The sequence below is a fragment of the Enhydrobacter sp. genome (genome assembly GCF_030246845.1).
Lineage (GTDB): Bacteria > Pseudomonadota > Alphaproteobacteria > Reyranellales > Reyranellaceae > Reyranella.
In genome coordinates, this window is the sequence record NZ_CP126889.1 from 3,090,617 (window position 1) to 3,103,705 (window position 13,089).

General features: G+C 66.0%; 13 protein-coding genes. 3 read left to right on the forward strand and 10 right to left on the reverse strand.

Annotated features, from left to right (window positions below):
• Positions 1-51: 51 nt before the first annotated feature.
• The gene (locus OJF58_RS15500; RefSeq protein WP_300778594.1) at positions 52-348 is read left to right on the forward strand and encodes an HU family DNA-binding protein; all 297 of its coding nucleotides are present in this window, start codon (positions 52-54) and stop codon (positions 346-348) included.
• 168 nt (positions 349-516) lie between these two features.
• On the opposite strand, the gene leuD is transcribed toward OJF58_RS15500, so the two are convergent.
• The 5 genes from leuD to OJF58_RS15525 all read right to left on the reverse strand — a co-directional run bounded on the left by leuD (position 517) and on the right by OJF58_RS15525 (position 5,850).
• Positions 517-1,119, reverse strand: a complete 603-nt coding sequence (leuD, locus tag OJF58_RS15505) for a 3-isopropylmalate dehydratase small subunit (RefSeq protein ID WP_300778595.1) — start codon at positions 1,117-1,119, stop codon at positions 517-519.
• A 12-nt stretch (positions 1,120-1,131) separates the two neighbouring features.
• The gene (gene leuC / locus OJF58_RS15510) at positions 1,132-2,535 is read right to left on the reverse strand and encodes a 3-isopropylmalate dehydratase large subunit (protein ID WP_300778596.1); all 1,404 of its coding nucleotides are present in this window, start codon (positions 2,533-2,535) and stop codon (positions 1,132-1,134) included.
• A gap of 156 nt (positions 2,536-2,691) precedes the next feature.
• Positions 2,692-3,159 carry a carboxymuconolactone decarboxylase family protein gene (locus OJF58_RS15515; RefSeq protein ID WP_300778597.1) on the reverse strand — a complete coding sequence of 156 codons (468 nt, stop codon included), beginning with the start codon at positions 3,157-3,159 and terminating at the stop codon, positions 2,692-2,694.
• 26 nt (positions 3,160-3,185) lie between these two features.
• Positions 3,186-4,742 (reverse strand): MDR family MFS transporter, encoded by a 1,557-nt coding sequence (locus tag OJF58_RS15520; RefSeq protein WP_300778598.1) that lies wholly within the window; start codon positions 4,740-4,742, stop codon positions 3,186-3,188.
• A 10-nt stretch (positions 4,743-4,752) separates the two neighbouring features.
• Positions 4,753-5,850 (reverse strand): HlyD family secretion protein, encoded by a 1,098-nt coding sequence (locus OJF58_RS15525; protein ID WP_300778599.1) that lies wholly within the window; start codon positions 5,848-5,850, stop codon positions 4,753-4,755.
• A gap of 106 nt (positions 5,851-5,956) precedes the next feature.
• Between OJF58_RS15525 and OJF58_RS15530 the strand changes: the two genes are divergently transcribed.
• The gene (locus OJF58_RS15530; protein WP_300778600.1) at positions 5,957-6,868 is read left to right on the forward strand and encodes a LysR family transcriptional regulator; all 912 of its coding nucleotides are present in this window, start codon (positions 5,957-5,959) and stop codon (positions 6,866-6,868) included.
• Here the strand turns inward: OJF58_RS15530 and OJF58_RS15535 are convergent.
• Genes OJF58_RS15535 through OJF58_RS15545 form a run of 3 tightly spaced genes read right to left on the reverse strand, consistent with a single transcriptional unit; the run spans position 6,865 to position 10,295 of the window.
• Positions 6,865-8,265 carry a carotenoid oxygenase family protein gene (locus OJF58_RS15535; RefSeq protein ID WP_300778601.1) on the reverse strand — a complete coding sequence of 467 codons (1,401 nt, stop codon included), beginning with the start codon at positions 8,263-8,265 and terminating at the stop codon, positions 6,865-6,867. The genes OJF58_RS15530 and OJF58_RS15535 overlap by 4 nt on opposite strands.
• Positions 8,266-8,284: 19 nt before the next feature.
• A complete protein-coding gene (locus OJF58_RS15540; protein WP_300778602.1) occupies positions 8,285-9,613 on the reverse strand; it encodes an outer membrane beta-barrel protein in 1,329 nt (442 codons plus the stop codon).
• Positions 9,614-9,665: 52 nt separating this feature from the next.
• Positions 9,666-10,295 (reverse strand): TetR/AcrR family transcriptional regulator, encoded by a 630-nt coding sequence (locus OJF58_RS15545; RefSeq protein ID WP_300778603.1) that lies wholly within the window; start codon positions 10,293-10,295, stop codon positions 9,666-9,668.
• A gap of 67 nt (positions 10,296-10,362) precedes the next feature.
• Here OJF58_RS15545 and OJF58_RS15550 point away from each other — a divergent pair, with 67 nt between their 5' ends.
• Complete coding sequence (locus OJF58_RS15550) at positions 10,363-10,983, forward strand: glutathione binding-like protein (protein ID WP_300778604.1); 621 nt, start codon at positions 10,363-10,365, stop codon at positions 10,981-10,983.
• 75 nt (positions 10,984-11,058) lie between these two features.
• Here OJF58_RS15550 and OJF58_RS15555 read toward each other — a convergent pair whose 3' ends face one another.
• Positions 11,059-11,889, reverse strand: a complete 831-nt coding sequence (locus tag OJF58_RS15555; RefSeq protein WP_300778605.1) for an enoyl-CoA hydratase — start codon at positions 11,887-11,889, stop codon at positions 11,059-11,061.
• Entirely contained in the window at positions 11,886-13,064 is a 1,179-nt protein-coding gene (locus OJF58_RS15560) for an amidohydrolase family protein (RefSeq protein WP_300778606.1), read from the reverse strand. Before OJF58_RS15560 ends, OJF58_RS15555 begins: the two co-directional genes overlap by 4 nt.
• Positions 13,065-13,089 lie beyond the last annotated feature (25 nt).

Below are 13,089 nucleotides of genomic sequence, written 5' to 3' on the forward strand. Positions count from 1 at the left end.
GGCGTCAGGGACCGCCGGCGGAACGATAAAATCGCAAGGGACCCCTCAACTATGGCTACCAAACCCTCCACTCCCACCGTCCCGCTGTCGAAGGTCGCAGCCGAGCTGGCCGAGAAGACGGGCATGACCAAGAAGGACGCCACCGGCGCCCTCGACGAGTTCGTCGGTCTGGTCGTGAAGCACCTCAAGAAGGGCAACAAGGTGCGCATCACGGGCCTTGGCATCCTGCAGGTCCGCCAGCGGCCGGCGCGCATGGGCCGCAATCCGGCTACGGGCGAGCAGATCAAGATCAAGGCGTCCAAGAAGGTCGCCTTCCGCGTCGCCAAGGATCTGAAGGAAGCGATCTGATCGATCGCTAGCGAGATCAAGGCGGGCCCAGCCAGGGTGGGCCCGCCTTTTTCTTTGGGCTGCCTCTTGTTCGACGAGAGGTCAGGCATCCGGTTGCGCTTCGGGCGCTGTGCGTCCGGCAGGCAGAGGCGGATGCCGCCAGCGAAGGTCGCCTCACGACGTCCGGCGTCACAGCCAGGGCATGGCGCGGCGCTGGTCGTTCTCGAAGCGGACGATGTCCTTTTCGTAGCCGAGCGTGAAGTCGATCGAATCGGTACCCTTCAGCAGCATGTCCTTGCGGAAGGAATCGATATCGAACCTGTCGGTCTGGCCGTCCGGTCCGGCGACCGTCTGCGCCGCAAGATCGATCGCCAGTCTGGCGCCCGGCAATTCGTGCAGGATGACCCGCAGCCGCGCCACCCGTTCGGCCGGAAGGCGGATCGGCAGCGCGCCGTTCTGGAAGCAGTTGTTGAAGAAGATGTCGCCGAAGCTCGGCGCGACGAAAGCCCGGTAGCCGTTGTCGACCATCGTCGTCACCGCATTCTCGCGCGACGAGCCGCAGGCGAAGTTGTGGTTGGCGACGATGATCCGCGCGCCCTTGTAGGCCGGATTGTTGAGCGTTACGCCCTCGCGCGGCCGGCCGTTGGCGTCGAGTCGCATGTCGTGAAAGAAGCCCTCGACCTGCTGCCCGCGCGGCCGGCCCAGATAGCGCGCCGGGATGATCTGGTCGGTGTCGACGTTGGGCTGGTCGATCGGCACGGCGATAGCGTCGAGTTTTGTGAACGGTTCCATTGGATGCTCCTCCTAGCCCAGCATCTTGCGCACATCGGTGAAGCGGCCGGTCACGGCCGCCGCCGCGGCCATTGCCGGGCTGACGAGGTGCGTGCGCACCCCGCGTCCCTGTCGGCCGACGAAGTTGCGGTTCGAGGTCGAGGCGATGCGCTGGCCCGGCATGCCCGTGTCGCCATTGACGCCGATGCACATCGAGCAGCCAGGCTCGCGCCACTCGAAGCCGGCCTCGCGGAAGATCCTGTCGAGGCCCTCCGCCTCGGCCTGCTGCTTGATGAGGCCCGAGCCCGCGACGACCCAGGTCGGCACCTGCGCCTTGCGACCTTTGGCGATCCGGGCAGCCAGGCGCAGATCCTCGATGCGGCTGTTGGTGCAGGAGCCGATGAACACGCGATCGACCGGTATCTGGTCGACCGGCGTGCCGGGCTTCAGGTCCATGTAGTCGAGGGCGCGCTGCATGCTTTCCCGTTTGGTCTGGTCCGCCGCCGAGGCGGGATCGGGAACGCGGCCCGAGATCGACAGCGCATCCTCCGGACTGGTGCCCCAGGTCACCATGGGCGCGACCTCCGAGCCGTCGAGCGTCACCTCGCGATCGAAGGTGGCGCCGGCCTCCGTCGGCAGGCTGTGCCAGAACGCCATCGCCTTGTCCCACATCTCGCCTTTGGGGGCATAGGGCTTGTCCTTCAGGTAGGCGAAGGTGGTGTCGTCCGGCGCCACCATGCCGGCGCGCCCGCCGGCCTCGATCGACATGTTGCAGAGGGTGAGCCGGCCTTCCATCGACAGCGCGCGGATCGCGCTGCCGGCATATTCCATCACATGGCCGACGGCACCGGCGGCGCCGATCTTGCCGATGATGGCGAGGATGATGTCCTTGCCGGTGATGCCGTCGCCCAGGCGGCCATCGACATTGATGCGCATCGCCTTCGGCTTGCGCTGCCACAGGCACTGCGTCGCCATCACATGCGTCACTTCCGACGAGCCGATGCCGAAGGCGAGCGCGCCCAGCGCACCGTGGGTCGAGGTGTGCGAATCGCCGCACACCATCAACAGGCCCGGCTGCGTGAGCCCTTGCTCGGGCCCGACCACATGGATGATGCCCTGGCGGGGATCGCCGGCGGCAAAGACAGTGACGCCGTGCGCCTCGCAATTCTCCTTGATGACCTCGACCAGATGTCGTTGCTGAGGATCGGCGATGTCTTGCGGACGGCGGCTGCTGGTCAGGACGTAGTGATCGGGCGTGGCGAAGCTGCGGTCGGGGCGGCGGACCTTCATGTTCCGCTCCTTCAGCCGCGCAAAGGCGGCCGCCGATCCGTCGTGCATCAAATGCCGGTCGATATAGAGCAGCGTATAGCCGTCATCGCGATCGACGACGACATGACGCTGCCAGATCTTCTCGAACATGGTCCGTGGCTCGGCCATCGGTTTCATCCCTTCCTTTTGTCGGCGGGACTCTAGCAGCCGCCGCCTGCGCTTGCCGAGTCGCCCGATCGTCCCACCCTTGCACAACGAAAGATCCCTCGCTTCGCTCGGGACGACACCATCTCAGCGAGGGATCTCTGGTCGTCGGAAGTGGTGCTATGCCGCGTTCGATTGAGCTTTCACGTCGACCGGATGGACCGAACGGAAGCCGATGGCGAAGCGGTTCCAGGCATTGATGGTCGTGATCAGGAGCGTGAGCTTCACCAGCTCCTCCTCGGAGAACTCGGCCCGGGCCTGCTCGTAGACATCGTCCGGAACGTGGGTCTGGCTCACGAGCGTGACGGCTTCTGTCCAGGCAAGGGCCGCCCGCTCGCGCTCGGAATAAAGCGGCGATTCGCGCCAGGCGTCGAGCAGGTAGATGCGCTCCTCCTTCTCGTCCTTGGCCCGGGCGTCGCGGGTATGCATGTGCAGGCAGAAGGCGCAGCCGTTGATCTGCGACGCCCGGATCTTGACCAGCTCCATCAGCGCCGGCTCCAGCCCGCTGCCGGCGGCCTGGCTTTCGAGCGCCATCATCGCCTTCATGACGGCCGGCGCGGCCTGGTAGGCATTCAATCTCGGTTTCATCGATTTCCTCCTTTTTGGTCGATCAGTCAGTGAGCTCCGCCGGCCGACAGCGGTCCGGCCTTCTTGAGCAGCAGCGTCGCCAGCAAGGCGGCCACGAGCGCCATGCCCAGCAGGTAGAACGTGTCGGCAAAGGCCATGGTGTAGGCCTGCTGGTGCACGCGATTGCCGATGGCGACCACCGCCTTGTGCCAGGCGAGAGCTTGATCGCTCACGCCATGGCCCAGGAAGTAATGAGTGAGCTGGTCGAGCCTGCGGCGCGTGGCTTCGTCGAAGAGCGAGACCGACTGGCCGAGGATGTTCGAATGGAACTGCTCGCGCTTGGTGAGGAAGGTCTGCAGTCCGGCAATGCCGATCGCCCCGCCGAGATTGCGCATCATGTTGAACAGGGCCGAGGCGGATCCGGCGTTGGCCGCCTCGATACCGGCGGCGGCAACGGCCGAGAGCGGCGTCATCACCAGCGCCTGGCCGATCGCCCGCACGATGTTGGGTACCAGAAGCTGGTCGGCGGCGGTGTCGGCGCTCATGTAGATGTTCATGAAGTTGCTGCCTGCAAACAGGGCGAAGCCCACCACGATCACGAGACGCGCGTCGAATCGTTTCATCAGGCGCGGCACCAGCGGGATCAGCACGAGCTGCGGCAGGCCGGTCCAGGCCAGCACCATGCCGATCTGCTCCGAGTTGTAGCCTTGGATGCGCGACAAATAGACCGGCAGGATGAACACCGAGCCGTAGAGCGCGATGCCCAGCAGGAAATTGGCGAACAGGCCGAAGCCGAAGTTGCGCCGCAGCATCAGCCGCAGGTTCAGCAGCGGATGGCCGGTCCTGAGCTCGATCCAGACGAAGAGGGAGAGCGCGACCACGGCCACGATCGACAGCCGCACGATGAAGGGCGAGCCGAACCAGTCGTCCTTGTTGCCTTCCTCCAGCACCGTTTGCAGGGCGCTGAGCCCGATCGCCATGGTGGCGATGCCGGCCCAGTCGCCGTTGCGCAGCAGGCCGAGCTGCATCGGCGCCCGTTCCAGCGAGAACCACAGCATGGCAAGCATCACGCCGCCCGGCACGAGATTGACGTAGAAGATGTATTCCCAACCCCAGTTTTCCGTGAGATAGCCGCCGATCGTCGGGCCGATCGCCGGTGCGAAGGTGGCGGAGAGCGCGAACAGGGCAAGCCCGATCGGCTGCTTGGCCGCCGGCAGCAGCGTGATGATGAGGGTGAAGGCCATCGGGATCAGCACGCCGCCGGTGAACCCCTGGAAAGCGCGCAGCACGATCATCTGGCCGAGATTCTGTGCCAGCGCACAGGCGGCGGAGAAGGCGAGGAAGAGCGCGGCATTGGCGAGCAGATAGAGGCGTACCGAGAAGACCCGCGCCAGCCAGCCGCTCAGGGGAATGACCACGATCTCGGCCACCAGATAGGCGGTCGAGATCCAGCCGCCGTCGTCGATGCCGGCCCCGATCGCGCCCTGGATGTCGGCGAGCGAGGCATTGACGATCTGGATGTTGAGCACCGCCATGAAGGCGCCGAGCGTCGAGCCGATCACGGCGATCCAGGTCCGCGCGGTCACGGGAGAAGCGGCGGTCATCGTCGTCTCCTTACCGAGCCGTCCTGGTGTCGATGGTCGGCTCGACCGACATGCCGGGCCGCAGCAAGCCTTCGAGCTTTTCGTCGTCCAGCACGATCTTGACTGGAATGCGCTGCACGATCTTGGTGAAGTTGCCGGTCGCGTTGTCGGGCGGCAGCAGCGCGAACTCGAGGCCGCTGGCCGGCGACAGGCTGTCGACATGACCCTCGAGCGTCACGCCCGGGAAGCTGTCGATCTCGACGTTTGCCGGCTGGCCGGGGCGCACGCGGGAAAGCTGCGTTTCCTTGTAGTTGGCGACGACATAGACGGCATGCAGCGGCACCACCGCCATCAGGGCCGTGCCGGCCTGCACGAACTGGCCGACGCGCAGCGAGCGGGCGCCGACGGTGCCGTCGACCGGCGCGCTGACCGTCGTGTAGGAAAGGTTCAGCTCCGCCTGGTGTCGGTTGGCGAGGCTGCGGTCCCGGCTCGCTTCGGCGCGGCCGCGCTCGGTCCTCAGCACATCGACCTTGCGCTCGGCAACCAGCAGGCTGGCGCGGTCGTGCCGGAGCTGGGCGGTCTTCTCCTTGAGCGCCGTCTCGGCCTGCTGGGCGCGCTGCACGGTGCCGTATCCGGTCTTCACCAGGGCGCTGTAGCGGGCGTTGTCGGCCTTGGCGAAGCTGAGCGCGGCCTCGGCCGAGGCGATGTCGGCCTCGGTCTGGTCGATCACCGACTGCTGCTGGGCGATCTGTGCATCGAGGTTGCGAAGGGCCGCCTCGGCCGCCTCGACCTCGGCGTTGGCCCGGTCCAGCGCGACGCGGAAGTCGCGGTCGTCGATGCGCGCCAGCACCTGGCCGGCCTTGACCTTCTGGTTGTCCTCCACCAGCACCGCGGTGATGTATCCCGAGATCCGCGGCGCGACCGTGGTGTAATCGGCCTGGACATAGGCGTTGTCCGTCGACACCTGGTACTGGCCGACTTTCCAGTAGTCATAGCCGTAGTCGATCGCGACACCGAGGGTCGCCAGAAGACCGACGCCGAGCGCCGAACGCTTCAGGGCGGTCCTCGAAAGCAGCGCGCTGTTGCTGCGGGCGAGACCGGCGATGACGGCATAAGAAAGCAGGGACATGCAAACTCCGCGTTCTGATGCCGGATAGATGCCCTTGCGTGTAGCAATTGATAATCTCTCAATTTTTTGAAATATTATCCCGAAATGATTGATAATTGAGGCCCGGATGGATCGGCTCACCGGCCTGACGGTTTTCTCTCAAGTCGTTGAGTCAGGCGGATTTTCCGCTGCAGCACGGCGGCTGAACATGTCCACCACCATGGTCAGCAACCATGTCCAGGCGCTCGAGGGACGACTGGGAGCCCGTTTGCTGAACCGGACCACGCGGCGGGTGAACCTGACCGATGTGGGCAGGGCCTACTACGAGCGTTGCCGCCGTATCCTCGCCGACCTTGAGGAGGCCGACCAGGCGGCGGGCCTGCTGCAATCGACGGTGCGCGGCACGCTGCGGCTCTATACCGGCGCCCACCTCGTGCCCTTCATTGCGCCGGTCGTCATCGATTTCCTCGCCCGCTATCCCGAGGCCTCGGTCGACCTCAATGCCGGCGAGCGCAATGTCGACATGATCGAGGAGGGGCTGGATCTTGCAATTCGCGCCGTCCAGCCGCCGGAGGCCAACCTGATCCTGCGCCGGCTGGTCAGCTGGCACCACATTCTCTGCTGCGCCCCGTCCTATCTCGAACGACACGGAGCGCCGCGGCAGCTCCAGGATCTGAAGCGCCACAACTGCCTGCGCTTCTCGCTCTATCCCTTCGGCGAGGAATGGCACTTCGTGGGGCCCGGAGCGGCACAGGTCTCGGTCCGGGTATCCGGCAACCTCGTCACCAACAGCGCGACCACCATGATGAAGGCGGCGCTGGCGGGGCAGGGCATCATGATGGCGGCGTCGTTTCTGGGCGTGGCGGACGATCTGCGGGCCGGCCGGCTCGTCCGGCTGCTGCCCGATCACAAGCCGATCGATTTCGCCATCAACGCCACCTATCCGACGCGCCACCACCTCTCGAGCAAGGTGCGCGCCTTCCTCGACCTGGCGGCCGACCATATGGCGCGCCATCGGCAAGAGCTGATCTCCGACTAGAACTGCGGCGTGAAGCAGCCGTGCAGGCCGAAGGGGGCGTGATGCTTCAGCCGGGCCGTGAAGAGGGGCGGCGCCGCGACATTGTGCGCATCGAGGCCGACAATGGCGCTGCGTTCGGTCCTCGCCTCGAAGACGAGCGTGACGAGGACACCATCGTCTTCGGCCCCGCGGCCCGTCGGAATGAACACCGCTTCACCGGGATAGCCGCCCGGGCCGAAGTCGTGTGTCGCCACCGTGCCGTTCTCGACGTCGACGCGGGCGATCCGTTGCTGCAGTCCGAGCGTGCTGTCGGCGGAATTGCAGGCGATGTAGGCAAATCGGTGGCGCCTGCCGACGTAGAGGGGGTTGATGGTCGGAAACTCGTTGGCGGTTCCCGCGGCGAAAGCCTGTGTCTCGACCTTCCCGCTGGCGAGATCGACGCGCAGTCGCGTCAAGGTCGCCATGCCCCTCGCCGGCCAGTCGGAGCGCCAGAAGTCGCGCAGCGCCTGGCCGATCACCGAATAGTCCGGATAGCGCGCCAGATCGAGGATGATCGTACCACCCTCCTCGTAGCCGTTGGCGAAGTGGAACTGGAAAAAGGGATCGGCCTCGATGATGCGCGGCTTCCCGTCGCCGTCTCGCGGTACGAGCAGGATCAGCGTCGGCTTGCCGCTGTCCCAGTGAAGCGCGCCGTCGAAGCTCGCGAGGCCCAGGATCATCTTCAATGGATGAACCAAGATCGGACCGAGACAGAAGACGAGATGATGCCGCGTGAGCACGAAGTCATGGTTCATCAGCGGATAGGGCAGTGTCACCGCGGGCAGCGATGCCGCCTTGCCGTCCTTCAGGCGATAGGGCGTGAGCGTGGTGTTGGGTCCGTAGTCGATGCCGAAATTGAACAGCTCGCCACTCTCGGGATCGATCTTGGGATGGGCGGAAAACGCCCGGACGGTGCCGCCGAAGTCGGCAATGCCCCTGGTCTCCAGTGTCCGCGGATCGAGCTCATAGGGCGGCCCGCCTTCCCAGAGCGACAGCAGGCGCCCGCTTTCGAGCACGACCGACGTGTTCGAGACATTGGCAAGCGGACGGAAGATGTTCGCCAGCATGCCGCCGGGACGCATCTTGCCGAAGCCGCGATAGACGATCCGGCCGGCGCGGGTCTCGTCGCGATAGTTCGCCGTGGCGACGTAGCGGTTGCGATAGCGGATGCCGTCCGGCCCGAAGCGGATGGCGTGGATCATGCCGTCGCCGTCGAACCAGTGGGCGAACCATTTGCCGTCGAGATCGTTGCGGCCGGAGCCGTTGCGGAACAACGTGCCCCGCAGCGCAGCGGGCACCTCGCCGTCGATGTCCTCGACGCGATAGTTCCATTCGTCGGCCAGGGAGCGAAACCCTCCGCTCCAGGGATGGAGGGCCATCGCGCTCCCCGCCCCGGGATCAGCCGCCGCCGAACTTGTAGGAGAGGCCGGCGCGAATCGTCTGGTTCGAGGGCTGGAAGGTCGCGCCGTACGCCGACGCCTGGCCGAATTGCGTATAGCGATATTCGATGCGCGTCGACCAGCCGTCGGCGATGCGCATCTCCACACCCGGTCCGACCGTCCACCCGCCGAGCGTGTTGTCCTGGGACGCGCTGACAAAGGCGCCGGGCGCTGCGGCCGAGACCGTCGTGGTGAAGGTCGTGCCGGTGTAGCCGGCGGCGGCGTAGATGAGCGTCGACGGCGTCGGCAGGAAGCCCACGCGGCCGAGGATGCTCCACGACATGTTCTGGCGCGACGTCACACCGGCGAACGCGTTGCCTGTCGTCGAGCTCGTCGTCGATTGCAGGCCGGCCCAGGTGAGATCGCCCATCACGCCGACCAAGGCGCGGTCGGTGACCTGATAGTCAGCGCCCGCGAAGACCGAGCCCAGCAGGCCCTGGCCACCCGTATTGGCGCTCGCCGACGCGCCGCCGGCGCTCGCGTTCACGTTGTTGCTGAGGGCCCCCGCGCCGCCCGCGCCGCCGAGATAGACGCCGGTCCAATTGACCTGGCGCTCGGTTGTCGCTAGGCGAGCCTCAGACGTCGCGCCGCCCGGGGCACCGAACCGATAGGAAAGACCGATGCGGGCCGTATGGATCGACGGCCACAGGCTGAGGGCCGTGCCGGGCAAGGTCTTCTGCCCGTACTGGCTGTAGCGATACTCGACTTTGGTCGACCAGCCCGCGCCCAGCTTCGTTTCCACGCCGCCGCCGACTGTCCAGCCGTTGAACGTGTCGCGGCTGTCGAAGAATGCCGATCCGCCGCCGCCGAACGCCGATGCGGTGGTATGCATATTCTGTCCCGTGTAGCCGCCGATGCCATAGAGCAGGGTGGACGGCGTGGGCAATACGCCGGCGCGCAGCAACAGGGCCCAACCGAGGTCGGGATGCGTCGTCAACGTCGCGCCGGCACCCGGCACCTGGGCCGAGACGGTCGAGTCGAGGCCACCGTAGGAGAGCTCCGCGACCCCGCCGACCAGGGCTTGCGGGATGAACTGGTAGTCGAAGCCGCCATAAATGGAGCCGAAGACACCCTGGCCGCCCAACCCATCGACGCTGAGCACCGGACCGAATCCCGCGAGGTTCGCCCGGTCGACCATCGCCTGGACGCCGAAAGCAGCGCCCAGATAGGGGCCTGTCCATGTCGGCCCGTAAGCCGAGGTCGGAATGTCGATGGGTTGGGTCTGGGCGGAAGCGGAGCCAATGCCGAGGCATGCCGTGGCGACGGCAACGTGCAGTTTTTTGTACATAATTTCATTCAGTTAGAGGTAGTAGTTAAGGCAATGTAACACGGCGTTGGCCTTAACCACAAATCGCCGGCACCATCGAGGCGGCGAAAGCCTTGAGTTCCGATGGCGAAACGCCGATCCGGGCCCGGATGGCGAGCGTATCGAGAAGGGAGCCTGCGATCCGTGCGCGCGCGGCCGGGCTGGGTGACCGGCCGAGGTCGCCAGCAGCCACTGCCCTGGCGAAGGCTGCCTCGAAGCACTGCTCGAACTCCTGCAAAAGCGCCTGCGCCATCGCCGCGATCCTGGGATGTGTCGGCGCCTCGACGGCCGCGGTGCCCACGATCAGGCAGCCGCGCGGCCGGGGTGGCGCGGTATAGAGGTCGATCGCGGCGTCGAAGACCTGCCCCAGACGCCGCTCGATCGAGCCCTTGCCGCCCAGGATCGCCTGCAGGCCGGCAAGGCTCTTGTCGCCGTAGAAGCGCAAGGTGTGGATATAGAGCTGCTCCTTGTCGCCGAAGGCGGCGTAGAGACTGGGCCGGTTGAGCCCGGCCGCCTCGGCCAGCTCGTCGAGCGAGGCGCCGGCGAAGCCCTTGTCCATGAACACCGTGCGCACGCGGTCGAGCACCTCGGCGGTGTCGAACGAACGCGGACGCCCTCTTGGCCGCTTCTGCGCCGGCTCGACCAATTTTGTACCATTTCGCATAATAATCCTTGACTCAGCCGTCCGAGCGCATTTCTGTACAGCATCGCATAAAAACATGGAGGATGCGATGGAACTGTTCGCCTCACCGATGGCCTGCTCGCTGGCCTCGCACATCACTGCCCTCGAGGCCGGCCTGCCCGTCAGGGTGCGCTTCGTGAAGGACAAGAAGACCGACGAGGGCGGCGACTTCTTCGCCATCGCCGCCAACGGCTATGTCCCGGCGCTGCGGCTCGAGAGCGGCGAGGTCCTGAACGAGGGCTCGTCGGTGCTGCAGTACCTCGCCGACCGCAAGCCCGAGGCGGGCCTCGCGCCGGCCTGGGGCACGATCGAGCGCTACCGCCTGATCGACACGCTGAACTACCTCGCCACCGAGGTGCACAAGAAGCTGTTCCAGCCGATCTTCGCGCCCGACGCTCCGGCCGAGACCAAGACGGCGGCCAAGGCGCTGCTCGGACCGACGCTCGACTATATCGCGCGCCGGCTGGGGGGCGGCAGCTTTCTCGTCGGCGACCGGTTCACCGTCGCCGACGCCTATCTCGTGACGCTGCTCAACTGGTTCGGCTTCGTGGGCTGCGATCTCAAGAGGTGGCCGACACTCCATGCCGATCACCAGAACCACCTGCAGCGGCCGGCGGTCGCCCAGGCGATGGGCGTGGAGATGGAGGAGCGCAAGCGCCGCGCGGCGTAGTTCATGTCTTGCGGACCGCGAGCTTCCAGCTCGCTCGAGCTCGTGAGCGCGCGAGATCAGCGCGGTTCGGAAGACTCATGACTTCTTGTTCAACACCCCGAACCGGTCCTTCGGCGCCTTCTCGCGCGCCGCCGGGCCGTAGGTGCCGAGCTCGATGCGGTGCGGGATGGTCAGCATGTAGTTCTTGAAGGCGCCTTCCATCGCCTGACGCCAGCCCTGGGCGTCCTGCATCTCGTTGACGGACGCCTTGGCGAACTTGAGCGCGAAGGGGTCGCGCTCGGCGATCCGTTGCGCGAGCGCCATCGTTTCCTCCTCGAGCTCGGCGCGCGGCACGACCCGGTTCACCAGCCCCGCCTTCTCCGCCTGCGCCGCGGTGATGAAATCGCCGGTGAAGAGATATTCCTTGGCCTTGCGCGGGCCGAGATCCCACGGCATCGAGAAGTACTGCACGTGTGCACCGCCCCATCTGACGGCGCGGTCGGCGAACAGCGCATCGTCACTGGCAACGATGAGGTCGCAGGCCGAGGCGATCATCATGCCGCCCATGATGCAGTAGCCTTGGACCTGGGCGATGGTGGGCTTCGGCAGGTCGCGCCAGCGCATCGTGTTCTCGAAGAAGCGTTCCCAGAGACGCCGGTACTCGCCCTTGAAGCCGGGCTCGAGCAGCGTCTTCTTCTGGTCCTCCATTTCCTGCGGGCTGCCGAGATCGTGGCCGGCCGAGAAGTGCTTGCCGGCGCCCGCCAGGATGATGACACGCACCTCGTCGCTGTCGACTGCCGCCTTGAAGGCGTGGTCCAGCTCCTCGAGCAGGATCCGGCTCTGCGCGTTCAGGACTTCCGGCCGGTTGGCCGTGATCTTGAGGACCGCGCCGGTACGCTCGGTGAGCAGTGTCGCGTAGCTCTTCATGCCGCCGCTCGCAATTCCGGCGTGAGGCCCGCGCCCATGAGATCGACGAAGTTGTCGCAATAGAAGCGCTGCTTCTGCCCTTCGCTGACGCCCGCCTTTTCCATCGACGCCTCGAAGCGCTTGATCGGATGGCGCCCGCCTTCGACGTGCGGATAGTCCGACGAGAAGAGGCACACCTCGTCGCCGGAATTGGCGATGATCCAGCCGGCATCCTCGTGCGGATAGGGCGTCACGCGCACCTGGCGCCGCACGTACTCGCTGGGCTTGAGCGCCATCTCCTGCAGCCGCTCCTCGTTCTTGTAGAAGGCGTTGTGGGCCGAATCCATGTTGCGCATCCAGCCCGGCACCCACGAGGCGCCCTGCTCGATGACGCCGAACTTCAGCCGCGGGAAGCGGTCCAGCACGCGGTCGACGATCAGTGCCGTCATCGCCTTCATCGGCGGATAGGCGATCGCCATGTAGTCGATCGACCTGAAATTGTCGTCGCCGCCGTGGAAGTCGGGCACCGGCGGCAGGCCGTTGTTGAAATAGGCGTCCTCCAGGAGTTTTCCGCCGCCGCCGACATGGAACACGATCGGCAGGCCGGCTTCCTGGGCGATCGCCCACAACGGATCGAAGCCGATATGGCTCGGCGAGTGGTCGTCGGGACAGCGCGACGGGATCAGCAATGCCTTGGCACCGAGCTCGATCGACTCGCGCGCCGCCTTCGCGGTGCGCTCGAAGTCGATGAGCGGTACGTACCCGGTCGGCAGCAGGCGGCGATCGACCGAGCAGAAGTCGACCATATGGCGCGTGTGGGCGCGCGCGACGGCATAGGCGAGATCGGGATCGCGGCCGGCCTCCAGCACGGTCGAATAGTTGAGCAGCGCCGTGGTGAACATGAGCTGGCTCGAAAAGCCCAACAGGTCGATCGAGCGCGTGCGGTCCTGCTTGCGGTAAGAGCCGAGCGCATCCCAGTTCTTGGCGAGCATGATCTGCGACTCGTCGAACGCAGCCGGCGCCTTTTCGAGATGCGCTGCGGTGAGATGGCTGTGAAAGCCCTCGCGGCGAGGAAACAGCGCGGCATCGGTGACGACGGCACGATACTTCGCTTCGAGATGCCCTTCGAGGAAACCCGGCACTTCCATGATATGCGCATCGGCGTCGTGAATGACGCGGCCGCTCGCGTAGGGCATGTTCCCTCCGGTCTTTGGTGACGAT

Bases quoted from the DNA above. Each gene is read 5' to 3' on its own strand.
- OJF58_RS15535 (WP_300778601.1), bottom strand. From the start codon at position 8,265: ATGGCCCTCCATCCCTGGAGCGGAGGGTTTCGCTCCCTGGCCGACGAA.
- OJF58_RS15545 (WP_300778603.1), bottom strand. From the start codon at position 10,295: ATGCGAAATGGTACAAAATTGGTCGAGCCGGCGCAGAAGCGGCCAAGA.
- OJF58_RS15560 (WP_300778606.1), bottom strand. From the start codon at position 13,064: ATGCCCTACGCGAGCGGCCGCGTCATTCACGACGCCGATGCGCATATC.
- OJF58_RS15500 (WP_300778594.1), top strand. From the start codon at position 52: ATGGCTACCAAACCCTCCACTCCCACCGTCCCGCTGTCGAAGGTCGCA.
- OJF58_RS15520 (WP_300778598.1), bottom strand. From the start codon at position 4,742: ATGACCGCCGCTTCTCCCGTGACCGCGCGGACCTGGATCGCCGTGATC.
- OJF58_RS15540 (WP_300778602.1), bottom strand. From the start codon at position 9,613: ATGTACAAAAAACTGCACGTTGCCGTCGCCACGGCATGCCTCGGCATT.
- OJF58_RS15530 (WP_300778600.1), top strand. From the start codon at position 5,957: ATGGATCGGCTCACCGGCCTGACGGTTTTCTCTCAAGTCGTTGAGTCA.
- OJF58_RS15550 (WP_300778604.1), top strand. From the start codon at position 10,363: ATGGAACTGTTCGCCTCACCGATGGCCTGCTCGCTGGCCTCGCACATC.
- leuD (WP_300778595.1), bottom strand. From the start codon at position 1,119: ATGGAACCGTTCACAAAACTCGACGCTATCGCCGTGCCGATCGACCAG.
- OJF58_RS15525 (WP_300778599.1), bottom strand. From the start codon at position 5,850: ATGTCCCTGCTTTCTTATGCCGTCATCGCCGGTCTCGCCCGCAGCAAC.
- OJF58_RS15515 (WP_300778597.1), bottom strand. From the start codon at position 3,159: ATGAAACCGAGATTGAATGCCTACCAGGCCGCGCCGGCCGTCATGAAG.
- leuC (WP_300778596.1), bottom strand. From the start codon at position 2,535: ATGGCCGAGCCACGGACCATGTTCGAGAAGATCTGGCAGCGTCATGTC.
- OJF58_RS15555 (WP_300778605.1), bottom strand. From the start codon at position 11,889: ATGAAGAGCTACGCGACACTGCTCACCGAGCGTACCGGCGCGGTCCTC.